A 14,219-nucleotide genomic window follows, 5' to 3' on the forward strand; every position below is an offset into this window, starting at 1 on the left:
CTCCGTCAAACCGGTGGGTTTTTTGTGCCTGCCTGCAGGTACAAGCCGACGCGATGCCTGCGTCGGGAGGGCGGCTAATACAACACTCCTTCGGGAGGAATACGCCCGCCGACTATGCACGGTTTCTAACCTCCCGACATCCCGTCGCCGGCCGGCGACGGTGCCTGTTCTTCGAAGGAGGCGTCGTCATGGCAAATGTATCGATACTGCAGATGGGTGGGCGTCGTCGCTCCGTGGTGCTGACGGAGGTGAGGCGATGAGCCGGGCGCCCTCTTCGACCGCCAAGCGATCCAAGCCGAACGCCAGACGCGCCGCTACCGCAGAGCAAGCAGCCACGCCGGTGAAAGATGCGCAACCAATGCAGCTGGTGCCCTCGCCCACGTTCGATGTGGACACCCCCGACGTCGACCGCCGCCACAGGTCTCGCGTGGATGATCTGCCGCCGCGGCCACCGCGCAAGGCACGCACGCCCACGCGCTGCACGGTGGGCTATGCGTTCTACGACGCAGAACCGGGCCGGCCGCAGAGCCAGCGGATTCCCAGCGTGCGCTTGCGCGGGCTGTGGCTGGAGCAGCTGGGGTTTGCGGTTGGGTGCAAGCTGCAGATCACTGCGCGTGCGGGCGAGTTGGTGGTGACGGTGGTGGAGCGCTGAGGGGTGTTTTGGATGCAGATGTGTCTGCAAACCCCGGCGTGAGAGCGTCATGGGTAAGGCTGTCGCGCCCGGGTGCGCTCCTACGGAGGTGCGGGGGGTGGTTAGCGGTGGAAGGCGAGTGTTGCGATGACGCCGCGCTGCTGGCCTGGGCGCACGCTGACGCGCCAGCCGTAGAGGTCGCACAGCCGGCTGACGATCGATAGGCCGATGCCGCCGCCTTGCGAGTGGCCGGCGTGGGTGCCGCGGTAGCCGCGCTGGAACAGCTTGGCGGCGTCTTCCTCGCTCAGGCCGGGGCCGGAGTCGATCACTTCCACTGCATCGGCAAGCACGCGTACGCGCACCTGGCCGTCCTGGGTGTACTTGACCGCATTGCCGATCAGGTTGCCCAGCGCCACCGACAGAGCGGATTCGGGCGCGTCGATGACCAGGTCGCGCTCGCCTTCCAGCAGCAGCTCCAGCGGTTTGCCGCCGAGCTGGGCGCGGTGCGCGTCGATCAGTTGTTCGGCCACCTTGGCGACATTGCTGCTGCCCTGCCCGCGCTCGTTGCGCGAGAGCAGCAGCAACGAGCCGATCAAATCGCTGCACTGCAGTTCGGCGCGCTGGATGCGTTGCAGGCGCTGCAGCATCTTCTCGTCGAGATTGGGCTTGGTGAGCAGCAGTTCGGTGGCGCCGCGAATCACCGCCAGCGGGGTGCGCAGTTCGTGGCTGACATCGGCGTTGAATTCGCGGTCGCGCTGCACCACCTCGGTGAGGCGGGCCGAGTAATCGTCCAGCGCTTCGGCGAGCTGGCCCACTTCGTCGTCCGGGAAGTGCGCGGCCAGCGGTTTGGGCTCACTGGTGCCGCCGCGGTAAGCACGCAGGCGCGCGGCCAGGTCCGACACCGGGCGCATCACCTTGGACGCAGACCACCAGCCGATCAGCAGCGAAAAGCCGCTGAACACCAGCACCGAGAGCATCAGCGTGCGCTTGAGCTGGATCTCGCCCTTGAGCGTCTGGGTCATGTCGTAGGCGAGGAAGAACCACTCGCTCGGCGTCTTGCGTACCGCCAGCTTGTACGAATACGCGTTGCCACTGTCGTCCACGCCGGAGATGGTGTGGATGCCGTCGGGCAACTGGTACCACTCCGGCTGTTCCAGCCGCAGCGCATCGAACTTGTCGCTCTTGACCACGCGCCCGCGCATCTGCTGCACCGGCAGATCGGGGTTGCGCAGCGGGTCGGAGTAGAAGCGCTGCGCGAAGGCGTCGATATTGCGGTTCATCACGTCTTCGACCAACTGGTTTTCCACGCGCGAACGTGCCCAGTTGGTGGCGAAGGCGAACAGCGTGGTCAGGCAGAAGCCCAACAACACGAACGACAGGATGATGCGGCTGCGCAGACGCCGCCGGTAACGGCCGCGCTTGCGCGCCGGCCGCGCGCCGTTATTGCTTTCAGGCATCGGGCGAGGCGATGCGATAGCCGATGCCGTGACGGGTCTGGATCATCGGTACGTCGAACGGCTTGTCGACCACCGCGCGCAGACCGTGGATATGCACGCGCAGCGAATCCGAATCCGGCAGCTCCTCGCCCCAGACGCGGGTTTCCAGCTCCTGGCGGGTGACCACGGCCGGCGAGGCCTCCATCAGCGACTGCAGGATCTTCAACGCGGTGGGGTTGAGCTGCAGCAGCTTGCCGCGGCGACGCACTTCCAGCGTATCCAGGTTGTATTCCAGGTCGCCGGTTTCCAGCACGCGGGTGTGCACGCCCTTGCCGCGACGCGACAGCGCATTGAGCCGCACTTCCACTTCCTGCAATGCAAACGGCTTGATCAGGTAGTCGTCTGCACCGGAGTCGAAACCGGCCAGCTTGTTGTCCAGCGAATCGCGCGCGGTGAGCATCAGCACCGGGGTCTGCTTGCGCGCTTCGTTGCGCAGCTTGCGGCACACTTCGATGCCATCCATGCCGGGCAGGTTGAGATCGAGCACGATGGCGTCGAACTCATGCACCACGGCCAGATGCAGCCCGGTCACGCCATCGGCGGCAAAATCCACCGTGTGGCCGCGGTCTTCGAGATAGTCGCCCAGATTGGCGGCGATATCGCTGTTGTCTTCGATTACTAGAATTCGCACTGAAACCTCAATAACTATGGTCGGGGTGGACTTAGGAGCCCGGGTCGGTAGCTTTGTATCTCCGCTGCATGGAGCTCATGTCGCGCTCGCCGCTGTCACGCAAGCGTCTGCGTTCGGCAACGGTTTTGCAGATCGAAGTGGTGTGATGAGAACCCGTCGCCTTTTCACGAGTACAAATCAGGCGACTTTCCTCACCCGCCCTTGTCAAAATTGTGTTGATGAGCTCTTGGTCGTTGTAAACCGCTGCTTTTCGGTCTGGAGTCAACGCCTGCGCATCACCCTGGTCTGCAACTGCAACTTCTATTCTCGTGAGCGCAGAAAGCACCTTAGCGCGATCTTCCTGACTGATCTCGGAGTACTTAGTGCCGCCGTCCAACTCCTTGCGCACTTGGGCGACCTGCTGGGCGACGGGCTTCTTGACGTCTACTTTGGCCGAGGCAGCCTCAGCATCGGCCAGCAGAAGCACAGCTAGAGATGCGGCATAACAGAAAGCCTTGAGCATGATCGTTCCTTGTCCCATCGTCCGTTTAACATTTCCTCACTTTAGACTCGACTTTACTGCTGGAGCAAGCATGCCTAAGTAAAAAGGCCCAAGTGCGACAACGCACTTGGGCCAAAAGTTCATCCCGATCACCGTCACTGCCGAGAGCGGAGCTACGGTCGGGTGAGGCTAGCGAGGAAAGGATTAGATTTTCGTTAAATTTTCGATAACGGCGCGGGTGGCCCGATCAGCGGATCGACTGCTCCAGGTGCTGGATGATCGCCGCCGCCACGTCCACCTCGCAGACCCCTTCCACGCCCTCCAGTCCGGGGGTCGAATTGACCTCGAGCACCAGCGGCCCGCGCGTGGAACGGATCAGGTCCACGCCCGCCACGGCCAGGCCCAGCGCGCGCGCCGAGCGCACCGCGACTTCCTGTTCCTGCTCGGTGGCCTGGGCCACCGCGGCGCTGCCGCCCAGATGCAGGTTGGAACGGAAGTCGCCCTCGGCCGCCTGCCGGCGCATGGCGGCAACGACCCGGTCACCGACCACGAAGCAGCGCAGGTCCGCGCCCTCGGCCTCGCCGATGAACTCCTGCACGATGAAATTGGCGTAGAGCCCGCGCAGCGCCTCGACCACGCCGCGCGAGGCGCTGGCTTTCTCGGTGAGGATCACCCCGGCGCCCTGCGCGCCCTCGTTCAACTTCACCACATGCGGCGGCGGGCCGAGCATCGACAGCAGGTCCTGGGTGTCGTCGGGGTTGTCGCCGAACACGGTCACCGGCATGTCGATGCCTTGCGCGGCCAGCAACTGATGCGCGCGCAGCTTGTCGCGCGAGCGCAGGATGGCATCGGAGGGGTTGGGCGTATAGGTGCCCATGAATTCGAGCTGGCGCAACACCGCGGTGGCATAGCGGGTGACCGAGGCGCCGATGCGCGGGATCACTGCGTCGAACCCGGTGATCGGCTTGCCCTTGTAGTGCAGGCTGAAGCCGTCGGCGGCGATGCGCATGTAGCAGCGCAGCGGGTCGAGGATGCGCACGGTGTGGCCACGCTTGCGCCCGGCCTCGATGAGCCGCCGGGTCGAGTACAGCTTGCTGTTGCGGGAAAGGATGGCGATTTTCATCGCAGCAGGGGTACGGCGCGGCCTGGACATGGTCGGAGTCTGATGACGGAGTGACCCAAGTCCGCAGGTCTGCCGGTCGATTGCACGGGCGGGCAGCGTCCCTGCCCTGCATGCTGCGTTCGACGGGTGTGCGACGGCCCCGAGAATGGGAGGCGGAAGCGACGCAGCAAGGCAGCTGTCACACTGCATGCGTTGCATGACTCCGACGGCTGGATGCTAGCAGGGCGGCTGCGCGGCGCTCAAGCGCACGCGTACATTGGCGCGAATGATGCACGGCGGGGTTGGTCTGGCGACAGCCGCATAGACAACGCAGCCGACCCGCGCGATGCGTACATGTCAGATCCCCGCGGCCGTGCGCCCTGTTTTTCCGTCACTGCGGTCAGAAAATAATCGGCGGCCACGCCCTGCAACAACCGCCCTCACGCCGCCCCCCTGCCGTCGTGACGCAGTTTGCACAGCTGCCCACGCAATGCTTGAGTCCCCTCAATGCCGGCATGCCGGCGCACCCGAGACTCTCAATGCGACGTCCAGCAAGCGCGGCTTACGCCAACCCCTCCCGCATCCGCCAAGGACGCCCGTTTCCGCGCGGCGCCGTCTTCGATGGCAAGGGCACCAATTTTGCATTGTTTTCCGCGCATGCCACCCGCGTGGAATTGTGCCTGTTCGACGAACAGGGCACCGAAGTGCGGGTGGACCTTCCGGAATACACCAACGAGATCTGGCACGGCTACCTGCCCGACGTCAAACCCGGACAGCGCTACGGCTACCGCGTGCATGGCCCGTATGAACCGACCGAAGGCCACCGCTTCAACCACAACAAGCTGTTGATGGACCCGTACGCACGCGAGATGGATGGCGACCTGATCTGGGCGGACGAACTCTACGGGTACACCGTGGGCCACCCGGACGGCGACCTGAGCTTCGACGAGCGCGATAGTGCGCCGTTCATGCCCAAGTGCGTGGTGGTCGAAGACACCTACGACTGGGAAGACGACACACGCCTGCTGACGCCGTGGAACGAGACGGTGATCTACGAGACCCACGTGCGTGGTTACACCATGCGCAACCCGCAGGTACCGGAAGCCGTGCGTGGCACCTTTGCCGGCCTGGCACAGCCGCAGGTACTGCAATACATCAAGGACCTGGGCATCACCGCGGTCGAACTGTTGCCGGTGCATGCGTATCTGGACGACCAGCATCTGCTGGACAAGGACCTGCGCAATTACTGGGGCTACAACACCATCGGCTTCTTCGCGTTGAAGTCGCGTTACCTGTCCAGCGGGCATCGCGATGAATTCCGCGACATGGTCAAGGCCATGCACAAGCAGGGCCTGGAAGTGATCCTGGACGTGGTCTACAACCACACCGCAGAAGGCAGCGAGCTGGGCCCGACGCTGTCGTTCAAGGGCATCGACAACGCCAGCTACTATCGCCTTGCCGAAGACAAGCGTTACTACATCAACGACACCGGCACCGGTAATACACTCAATCTGAGCAACTCGCGGGTGATCCAGTTCGTCAACGATTCGCTGCGCTACTGGGCCAGCGAGATGCATGTGGACGGCTTCCGCTTCGATCTGGCCACGATCCTGGGACGCGAGCCGAGCGGCTTCGACCAGCGCGGCGGCTTCCTGGATGCATGCAACCAGGATCCGTTGCTGTCGGAGGTCAAGTTGATCGCCGAGCCCTGGGACTGCGGCCCCGGCGGCTACCAGGTCGGTCACTTCCCGCCGGGCTGGTCGGAATGGAACGACAAGTTCCGCGACAATGCGCGCGAGTTCTGGAAGGGCGAGGACGGCAAGCTGGCCGAGTTCGCCACCCGCTTCACCGGCTCAGCAGACCTGTTCGATCGTCGCGGCCGCCGCCCGTGGGCATCGGTCAACTTCATCACCGCGCACGATGGATTCACCCTGCGCGACCTAGTGAGCTACAACGAAAAGCACAACATGGCCAACGGCGAGGACAACCGCGACGGCTCGTCCAACGATGGCTCCTGCAACTACGGCGAGGAAGGCGACACCGAGAATGCGGACGTGCTGCAGATCCGCGAGCGGCAGATGAAGAACCTGCTTGCCACGCTGCTGCTCTCGCAGGGCACGCCGATGATGCTCGCCGGCGACGAGCGTGCCCAATCGCAGGGCGGCAACAACAATACCTATTGCCAGGACAACGAGATCACCTGGCTGGACTGGGAAAACGACCCGACCGATGGCCGCCTGACCGACTTCGTCAAGGCGCTGACGCACTTGCGCAAGCGCTATCCGATCCTGTCGCGCGGCCGCTTCCTCAACGGCCAGTACAACGAAGAAGCGGGCCTGCGCGATCTCACCTGGCTCAATCCCGGTGGAACCGAGATGGACGACGCGCACTGGACCGACGCCGGCGCGCGCTCGGTGGGACTGCTGCTGGAAGGCAAGGCACAGACCTCCGGCGTCAAGGAGCTGGCCAACGACGCCACCTTGCTGATCGTCATCAATGCCTACCACGAAGGCGTGACCTTCACCCTGCCCTCGACCGATGAACCGGTGCATTGGAAGCTGGTGCTCTCGACCGACGAAGCCCTGGAAGTGGACATGATGCCGGCAGGCGCCAGCGAATTCCTGGCCCCGCCGCGCAGCGTGTCGGTATTCGAGTGCAAGAACGACCAGTAACCCTGATGCGATAAACCAGACGCGCGGTCTGCCGGAACTCCGGCAGGCCGCGCGTTTTTTTATTGCGTCGACAGAGGCGATGGATGCTCCGGTTTGAACCGGATCTGCACTGCCGGTCGGTAAACACCGCTGCTGTTTTCGTGTGCGGTTACCACTCTGCCGCTGACACCCAGCTGCGCGTCAAGCGCGGGGCAAACCGCAGCGCGCCTGACGACGGCGCGATCGCAGATCAAGCTCCGATTGCTTAGCTGGCGAAAGCGCTTTTTAAGGCGGTATCGATGACACCTATGGCCTGGATCACGGCGACATCGGCAAGCGTGATCACTGCCAGCCTGGATTGCACGATCCGGCAACGCCCGCAATGCAGCGCGGCACTTACAGCGCTAAAACCAAGGTGCAGGAAGGCCGTAATCGCCAGGCGACAGGCGTGCGCGCAGCCAGACCTTGACTCTTCAAGAACTCAGCCCGGATACAGCGGGAATCGCTTGTCCGGATGGTTGGCCTTCCATTCCTTGTAGGAGCTGGTGCCTTCCCATGCCTTGAACGCGCGCGGTGTGCGGCCACGCCCGGACCAGGTCTCGCCGGAATGCGGAATCCAGTACTTGGCGACGACCTCGCCCGTGGACGACAACGGCCCCTTGGACTTGCCGGTCATTGCCAGCGACGCGATCTGGGACTTCTGCTTGGCATTGAAGCGGCTGCCGAACTGGGTCAGCACCTCGACCACCTGGTCGAAGGCTTCCAGCGTCTGGGCGTACTTCAGCTGGGCTTCTTCCTGCTCGAGCTTGCGCAGCTCTTCCAGCAATTGGGCTTTGGCGGCGGCGGCGGATGAAGCGGGCGGAACCTGGCGCATTGGCAAAACTGAGGTTGGAAGGGTCAGCGAGTATTGCTGTTGCGCCGGCTAGCGTAAAGCGGCCGGGCGCGCCCGAGTCTGGCGGCGCTCAGCGATGGCGCAGCAAGGCGTGCTCGCGGGCCATGGTCAGCACCGGCCCGATGCGCCCGGCCCGGATCAGCTCGCGGCAGTGCTTGCCAACGAACTCGACCCTGGGCGCCGAAAACCACTGAACCACCCGATCCAGCTCGCCGGCGTTGATGGACCAGGCATGGCAGACCGCCTCGCCCAGTTCTTCCACGCCCACCAGCCCCAGCTCGCGGATCTGCTCGGAATCCAGCGCGAACATCTCCAGCACCTTGCCCGCATCGTCCGGCGTGCCGTAGTCAAAGCGCATCTGCCCGGCCAATTCGGCGCAATACGCAATAGAGGCTGCGCGCGCGGATTCGGCGCGTCGGATGCCCTTGAGAAGTGCGCCGATAAGTTGAGGGTGCGTGGTGGTCATGGTGCTCGCTCGACGTGCCCGGCACTATGCCCATCGCCGCGCACCCGCTCAATCAGGAGCTTCCTGACCATGGGGAAGGAAATGGCGAAGCAGGTACCAAACCCCGGCCTGTCGTTCCCATACTCGGCGCCCCCCTACGCTGCGTAAGTAACTCACCCACATCCGCCCCGAAATGACCCCACGGGGATTGCGGCAAGCTCCGACGGCATAAGGTGACAGGTGCCGCAAAAAGCACAGCATTTGTATAGAGCTTGAATATACATGTATGCCTTTTCTTCATTCCTTGCGGTAGAGGCCGCTAAGTGTGTGTGCGCTTTTGCACAGCTCCGAAGGTTTACGAGATGGAATTTCTTCAAAGGCACGGCGTTGGTAAGCGCCTGGGCGCCGCATTCGGCGTCCTGATTCTTCTTTCTGCCATGCTTGTTGCAGCAGGCCTGTGGACGATGTCGGTTTCCAAACATCAATTGGACTCGATCGTTCAAGACCGGATGGCGAAGATCCAGGTCGCCAATGAAATGCTGGACGCCAACTCTTCGATCCTGGTAGCGCTCGGGACCTATGCAATGGTCACCAGCGATGCGCTCAACAAAGAGGCTGTCAAGACCATCAGTGACGAACGGGCCCGCTACAACGGGCTACGCGAAAAGCTCAGAGCCCTGGACAGCCTTTCCTTGTCTGAAGGCGGCCGCCGCGTCAGAGTCGCCCTGGACGAACGCCGCACCATCGCTCGCAGCTTCACTGATCAGGTGATGGCCCTGTGCGCCGAAGGGGACCGCATGGGAGCACAAACCCTGCTGAGCGAGAAGGGCAGACCCGCCGTCCTGCTCTGGCAGAAAACACTGCGGGAGTTGGTGTCACGCCAGAACAACAACACCAAGGATGCGTACGCGGAAGCACTGGCCGCCATTGCAGGCGGACGGGCCATGCTCATCACCGGTGGCGCCGTTGTCCTGATCGCAAGCGCTTTGCTGGGCTGGATCATTACCCGCAGCCTCACCACGCCCCTGGCCCGTGCAACACAGGTCGCCAATGCCATTGCGCAAGGGGATCTGACCAGCAACGCGCAAACCAAGGCTCGGGACGAACCGGGGCGTTTGCTTCAGGCAATGCAGGTCATGCAAACGCAAATCCGCAGCCTGATGGCGGCCCAGTCAGACATGGCCAGGCGCCATGACGAAGGCCAGATCAGCTTTCTGATGGATGCCAGCGCACTGCCCGGCGACTACGGCCGCATGGCCGAGGACACCAACGCCCTGGTTGCCTCCCACCTCAGCGTGCAGTCCAACCTCGCACGCATCATGGGCCGCTACGCCATTGGCGACCTGAGTGAAGACATGGAGCAGTTGCCAGGCGAAAAAGCCGTGCTGACGCAGACCATGAATGAGGTCAAGACCAACCTGTCTGCCATGAACCTGGAAATCAAGCAGTTGGCACAAGCTGCTGCCAATGGCGACTTCACCGCACGCGGCGATGCGGAACGGTTCCAGTACGACTTCCGCATCATGGTCGAGAGCCTCAACCTGCTCATGGCCACCGCGGACAGCAACCTGCAATCCCTGTCCTCGCTGCTGCAGTCCATCGCCGCAGGCGACCTAACAGCCCGCATGACCGGCGAGTTCAAGGGCGTCTTCGCGCAGATGCGCGACGATGCCAATACCACTGCTGCACAGCTTGCAGAGATTGTCGGACGCATCCAGCAGTCGGCGGTGTCCATCAATTCGGCAGCCAGCGAGATTGCGGCAGGCAACCAGGACCTGTCCCAGCGCACAGAACAACAGGCGGCCAACCTGGAAGAAACCGCTGCCTCGATGGAAGAGCTGACCTCCACCGTTCGCCAGAACGCCGAACATGCGCGCCAGGCCAATCAGCTGGCGATCGGCGCCGCAGGCGTGGCATCCCAGGGCGGCGAAGTCGTCGGCCAGGTGGTCGCAACCATGAGTGGTATCGAGGCATCGTCCAAGAAGATCGCCGACATCATCTCGGTCATCGACGGTATCGCGTTCCAGACCAACATCCTGGCATTGAATGCCGCCGTGGAAGCGGCGCGGGCCGGCGAGCAAGGCCGCGGCTTTGCCGTGGTCGCCTCGGAAGTACGTACGCTGGCACAGCGTTCGTCCGGCGCGGCCAAGGAGATCAAGGACCTGATCGACGACTCGGTGCAGCGCGTCGTGGAAGGCTCGGCCCTGGTGCGCAGCGCCGGAACCACGATGACCGAAGTGGTCGCCAGCGTGCAGCGCGTGACCGACATCATGGGCGAAATCTCTGCAGCCTCGCAGGAACAGTCGGCCGGCATCGAGCAGGTCAACACCACCGTGACGCAGATGGATGAAGCGACCCAGCAGAACGCCACACTGGTCGAGGAGGCGACCGCTGCAGCCCGCGCGATGGAAGAACAGGCCACGCAGCTGACCGACGCCGTGGCGGTGTTCAAGATCGACAAGGACAACGTTGCGGTCCGCGCGGCTCCTGCCTCGTCAGCCATTGCTGGCTCAAACAGCAACAGGACGCCAACGCCTGTGAAGACACCCGCAAAAATTGTCCCGCACCGTGCACCGCGCAAACTGGAAGCCATCAGCTCCACTGACGGCGCAGGCTGGCAGGAGTTCTGAGTCAATCTAGGTGGGCCCAGATTTTCTGGGCCCACCGGGGTTCTGATTCGCCCCGGCATTGCACAGCAGCAGACGGTGGCAAACGCTTGTCCTGCATTTCCGAGTCCGCTATAAGTTGCCCCTAAGCGGGCTTAACAGCACCGACATAGTGGCCAGGTAGGCTCGCTCCTCAGGGTCAGATGAGGTGCGGGGCTACCGTCTGTGCATCAAAGGGCATAAATGCAAACACTGATAAATGACCTGGAAGTGCTGCTGGCAGCTTGGGATGCGCAGGCAAAAATTTTTGATTCATGCGACATGCCTGCGTCCGCACTTGCCTTTCGAGAATGCCGGCGGCGCTTGAGCCTGGTCTTGGCACCGCATGTTGGCGTTTTCGGCGCACATGCCACGAAGGTCACTACCCCTCCCTGACGGAGCAGGGGTGACCCATGCGCTTGGCCACCAGTCCAGCCCCCGGAGGATGCGGAAGCCTAGGCGCTCAACAGACCACGTCCAGCACCAGCTGCTGGCCCATAGGCGAGCATGGCTTGGCGCGACAAAGGTCAGGCGGTCCTGCGGCCGGGTCGGTGTATTGGATGCAACAAATGCCGACACCCCTGGCAGTGTCGCTGCAAAGCAAACGCAGGTGGCAAATACCGATCTCTGTTGAAAGATCACGATCTCCAGCCGTGCGGGCGCCTCCAGCGCCCGCTACGTCCGCGAATCGAAGAATGGAAAGCCCCATCTACGACAGGGATGGCAATGCGATCAACTCGCGGTTTCCGGCGCGATTACTTCGGCGGGGCGACGGTCTGGGCGTAGGTCCCCAACGTTTCGCCTTTCGCCAGAACATGGCCCGACGCAGCGGCAAGCACCTCGTCCCGGGTCGCACCCGGCTTGACGTCCAGCATGGTGTCCAGCGCCAGGACCTGGAAGTGATAGTGGTGCGGCGGATCGCCCACAGGCGGGTGCGGTCCGTAGTAGCCAACCGAACCACGGCTCGTTGCCCCCTGCAGCACGCCGTCGGGCTCAGTCAGACGCATCTGCTCCTGCACGCCCTCGGGCAGCTGGGTGACCTTGGCGGGAATGTTCCAGGCCACCCAATGGACGAACGGCGTGATGGGCCTGGCATCGGGGTCTTCCATGATCACGACGTAGGAGGTGGCCTTGGCAACCGCTTTCCATGACAGCGCCGGCGAGACGCCATCGGCGTAATCGCTGAAGCGCTTGTCCATCGCAGCGCCGCTGGCAAACGCGGGCGCAGTCACGGTGAGCGTTCCCTTGCCGTTGGTCTCGGGACGAGCCAGGGCGAGCGGCACCCCATTGCCCTGGTTGACCTGTTTCTCGAGCGACGCCGCTGGTGCTGCGCTGGGTTGCCCTGCTGCCGCAGCGCGGGCCGGCGCGCCCGTGGCGGAGATGCGGTAGATGACGCCATTGGCATCGTCCGAGACCAAAAGCGCGCCGTTGGCTGTCTCCGCCAGGCCCACGGGCCGCGCAAAGTGTTTCGTGCCGCCCTCGGTCAGGAAACCGGTCACGAATGGCTCGAAAGCGACCGGCTTGCCGTTTTCGAACTTCAGCCGCACCACCTCGTAGCCGGACGCCGGCTTGCGATTCCACGACCCACGGAAGGTGATGAAGGCATCGCCCTTGTAATCGGCCGGGAAGGATGCGCCCCGGTAGAAGTGGAACTGCATGGCTGCGGCGTGAGCCGTGTAGCCCAGGACCATCGGTTCGCTGATCGCGGCCCACTGCTGCTTGGTCATCTCGCCCTGCGGCGTGCTCTGCGGGTTGACCCCGTCCTTGCCCCAGATGTGGGGCCAGCCATATTGCTTGCCCTTGACGATGTGGTTGAGCTCCTCCGGCTGGACCTCATCGCCCAGGAAATCCATGCCCTGGTCCATGCCCCAGAACTCGCCGGTCGCAGGGTCCCAATCGAAGCCGATGGTGTTGCGCAGGCCACTGGCAAAGATGGTGCGTGACTTCCCATCGGGCGACACGCGCAGCATCGTCGCGTGCTCGGGGTTGGTCTCGTTGCACGCGTTGCAGGTCGAGCCGATGCTCAGATACAGCATGCCGTCCGGGCCGAATGCCATCGTACGATTCGGATGCTGCCCACCGTCCGGTAGATCGCCCACCAGCAACCTGAGTGGTCCCAGGGTTCCGTCTTTCAGAATCGGGGCGACGAACAGCTCCTTGACCGTGACCAGGTAGAGCTGGCCATCGCGAACCGCCAGGCCATGCGCTCCGGATCGGTTGGCCACCACCTTGGCAGGTGCGTCGAGCTTGCCATCGTCGTTGGCGTCCTTCAGCAGCAGGACGTCGCCCTGATCACGCCGGGACACGTAGATGTTGCCGCCCGGCGCCACGGCGATGATGCGGGCATTCTTCAGCCCGGTTGCGAGCGGCTTGATCTGAAAGCCTGCCGGAACTTTCAACCCAGCCATCTGACCAGGACTGGCGTCTACCTTCTCCGGCTTGAATGTGTGCACCTGCGCCGGCACGTCGGTGCCGTCCCCTTGCTGCGCGTGTGCGTGACCTACCAACAATCCGAGCAGTGCTGCGGACAGGATACGGCGCATATGGCTCTCCCGATGCGTGGATAAATCGCTCTCAAGGACTGCCCGATGGATCGGCAGTCGACACGATCTTTTTGCACGAGATGCGTGATGGGAACAGCAAGGAAACGCCTGCGTCACCTTGCTCACGGCCCATGGCCATGGCCCAAGTGAATTAGACGCCGGGCCGGTTGACGCAAGCACAGTCGGTACAGGTCACAATGACGACGATCGGCGCCAGACAGGCAGGTCCTGCGCAAGGAGATTTCGGTGGAGACATCTGTCGTCGTTACATTGGAGGCCGCGTTCGCTGGGTTCACATTCCTGCCCTGGATTGCGTGGGCGCACAACAGCCTCAACCCCACGTTGATTCTTCATGCAGAGCGTGTGGAGTACCGCGTCTTGCGGACCCGTACTCGGTCTTACGCAGATGTTGCCTTGGTCGACTACCGGAAGACCCACGGAACCGAGAACATCGTGCTTGCGTTCCACGGATCGAAGACCACCTTCATTGCGAACACAGGGCTGCTGCGACGGACCAGGGAGGCCATCCACTTGCTCCACCAGCGTGGCTGCCCTCTTTCGGATCGTGCGCGTGCGTTGATTTCTCCAGGCAGCAGCAACGACACCCACAACCCATCGCGCTAACGCACCCGCCCGACGTGCAAGGCTCAGACCACCGCAATGCCGCTGCGTCGCTGCGCCGGCTGACCACAGCGGGCTCAG

Annotated in this window: 11 protein-coding genes; 4 read left to right on the forward strand and 7 right to left on the reverse strand. The window is 63.3% G+C overall.

What is annotated here, in order from left to right; all coding sequences use genetic code 11:
• Nucleotides 1–256 precede the first annotated feature (256 nt).
• Nucleotides 257–652, forward strand: a complete 396-nt coding sequence (locus CPBF1521_RS13070) for a SymE family type I addiction module toxin (RefSeq protein WP_115677266.1) — start codon at nt 257–259, stop codon at nt 650–652.
• Nucleotides 653–753: 101 nt separating this feature from the next.
• Here CPBF1521_RS13070 and CPBF1521_RS13075 read toward each other — a convergent pair whose 3' ends face one another.
• The 4 genes from CPBF1521_RS13075 to rimK all read right to left on the reverse strand — a co-directional run bounded on the left by CPBF1521_RS13075 (nt 754) and on the right by rimK (nt 4,362).
• A complete protein-coding gene (locus tag CPBF1521_RS13075) occupies nt 754–2,088 on the reverse strand; it encodes a sensor histidine kinase (RefSeq protein WP_164739182.1) in 1,335 nt (444 codons plus the stop codon).
• Nucleotides 2,081–2,758 carry a response regulator transcription factor gene (locus tag CPBF1521_RS13080; protein WP_006448355.1) on the reverse strand — a complete coding sequence of 226 codons (678 nt, stop codon included), beginning with the start codon at nt 2,756–2,758 and terminating at the stop codon, nt 2,081–2,083. Before CPBF1521_RS13080 ends, CPBF1521_RS13075 begins: the two co-directional genes overlap by 8 nt.
• Nucleotides 2,759–2,789: 31 nt before the next feature.
• Entirely contained in the window at nt 2,790–3,260 is a 471-nt protein-coding gene (locus CPBF1521_RS13085) for a hypothetical protein (protein WP_208414038.1), read from the reverse strand.
• A gap of 226 nt (nt 3,261–3,486) precedes the next feature.
• The gene (gene rimK / locus CPBF1521_RS13090; protein ID WP_104583653.1) at nt 3,487–4,362 is read right to left on the reverse strand and encodes a 30S ribosomal protein S6--L-glutamate ligase; all 876 of its coding nucleotides are present in this window, start codon (nt 4,360–4,362) and stop codon (nt 3,487–3,489) included.
• 518 nt (nt 4,363–4,880) lie between these two features.
• Here rimK and glgX point away from each other — a divergent pair.
• Nucleotides 4,881–7,013 (forward strand): glycogen debranching protein GlgX, encoded by a 2,133-nt coding sequence (gene glgX / locus CPBF1521_RS13095; protein ID WP_115677267.1) that lies wholly within the window; start codon nt 4,881–4,883, stop codon nt 7,011–7,013.
• Nucleotides 7,014–7,473: 460 nt separating this feature from the next.
• On the opposite strand, the gene CPBF1521_RS13100 is transcribed toward glgX, so the two are convergent.
• Nucleotides 7,474–7,866, reverse strand: a complete 393-nt coding sequence (locus tag CPBF1521_RS13100; RefSeq protein ID WP_104583655.1) for an H-NS histone family protein — start codon at nt 7,864–7,866, stop codon at nt 7,474–7,476.
• 88 nt (nt 7,867–7,954) lie between these two features.
• On the reverse strand, nt 7,955–8,350 hold the full coding sequence (locus tag CPBF1521_RS13105; RefSeq protein WP_115677268.1) for a hypothetical protein: 396 nt from the start codon (nt 8,348–8,350) through the stop codon (nt 7,955–7,957).
• 341 nt (nt 8,351–8,691) lie between these two features.
• On the opposite strand from CPBF1521_RS13105, the gene CPBF1521_RS13110 reads away from it, so the two are divergent.
• Both CPBF1521_RS13110 and CPBF1521_RS21900 read left to right on the forward strand, forming a co-directional pair.
• Entirely contained in the window at nt 8,692–10,959 is a 2,268-nt protein-coding gene (locus CPBF1521_RS13110) for a methyl-accepting chemotaxis protein (protein ID WP_115677269.1), read from the forward strand.
• A 219-nt stretch (nt 10,960–11,178) separates the two neighbouring features.
• Complete coding sequence (locus tag CPBF1521_RS21900) at nt 11,179–11,370, forward strand: hypothetical protein (protein ID WP_370659377.1); 192 nt, start codon at nt 11,179–11,181, stop codon at nt 11,368–11,370.
• 359 nt (nt 11,371–11,729) lie between these two features.
• On the opposite strand, the gene CPBF1521_RS13120 is transcribed toward CPBF1521_RS21900, so the two are convergent.
• Nucleotides 11,730–13,517, reverse strand: coding sequence for a YbhB/YbcL family Raf kinase inhibitor-like protein (locus CPBF1521_RS13120; RefSeq protein ID WP_115677270.1), 1,788 nt, complete (start codon nt 13,515–13,517; stop codon nt 11,730–11,732).
• Nucleotides 13,518–14,219: the final 702 nt, after the last annotated feature.

This window comes from Xanthomonas euroxanthea (assembly GCF_900476395.1).
Taxonomy (GTDB): domain Bacteria; phylum Pseudomonadota; class Gammaproteobacteria; order Xanthomonadales; family Xanthomonadaceae; genus Xanthomonas; species Xanthomonas euroxanthea.

Coding starts and splice junctions, on each gene's coding strand:
- CPBF1521_RS13070 (WP_115677266.1), top strand. CDS start 257: ATGAGCCGGGCGCCCTCTTCGACCGCCAAGCGATCCAAGCCGAACGCC.
- CPBF1521_RS13075 (WP_164739182.1), bottom strand. CDS start 2,088: ATGCCTGAAAGCAATAACGGCGCGCGGCCGGCGCGCAAGCGCGGCCGT.
- CPBF1521_RS13085 (WP_208414038.1), bottom strand. CDS start 3,260: ATGCTCAAGGCTTTCTGTTATGCCGCATCTCTAGCTGTGCTTCTGCTG.
- rimK (WP_104583653.1), bottom strand. CDS start 4,362: ATGAAAATCGCCATCCTTTCCCGCAACAGCAAGCTGTACTCGACCCGG.
- glgX (WP_115677267.1), top strand. CDS start 4,881: ATGCGACGTCCAGCAAGCGCGGCTTACGCCAACCCCTCCCGCATCCGC.
- CPBF1521_RS13100 (WP_104583655.1), bottom strand. CDS start 7,866: ATGCGCCAGGTTCCGCCCGCTTCATCCGCCGCCGCCGCCAAAGCCCAA.
- CPBF1521_RS13105 (WP_115677268.1), bottom strand. CDS start 8,350: ATGACCACCACGCACCCTCAACTTATCGGCGCACTTCTCAAGGGCATC.
- CPBF1521_RS13110 (WP_115677269.1), top strand. CDS start 8,692: ATGGAATTTCTTCAAAGGCACGGCGTTGGTAAGCGCCTGGGCGCCGCA.
- CPBF1521_RS21900 (WP_370659377.1), top strand. CDS start 11,179: ATGCAAACACTGATAAATGACCTGGAAGTGCTGCTGGCAGCTTGGGAT.
- CPBF1521_RS13120 (WP_115677270.1), bottom strand. CDS start 13,517: ATGCGCCGTATCCTGTCCGCAGCACTGCTCGGATTGTTGGTAGGTCAC.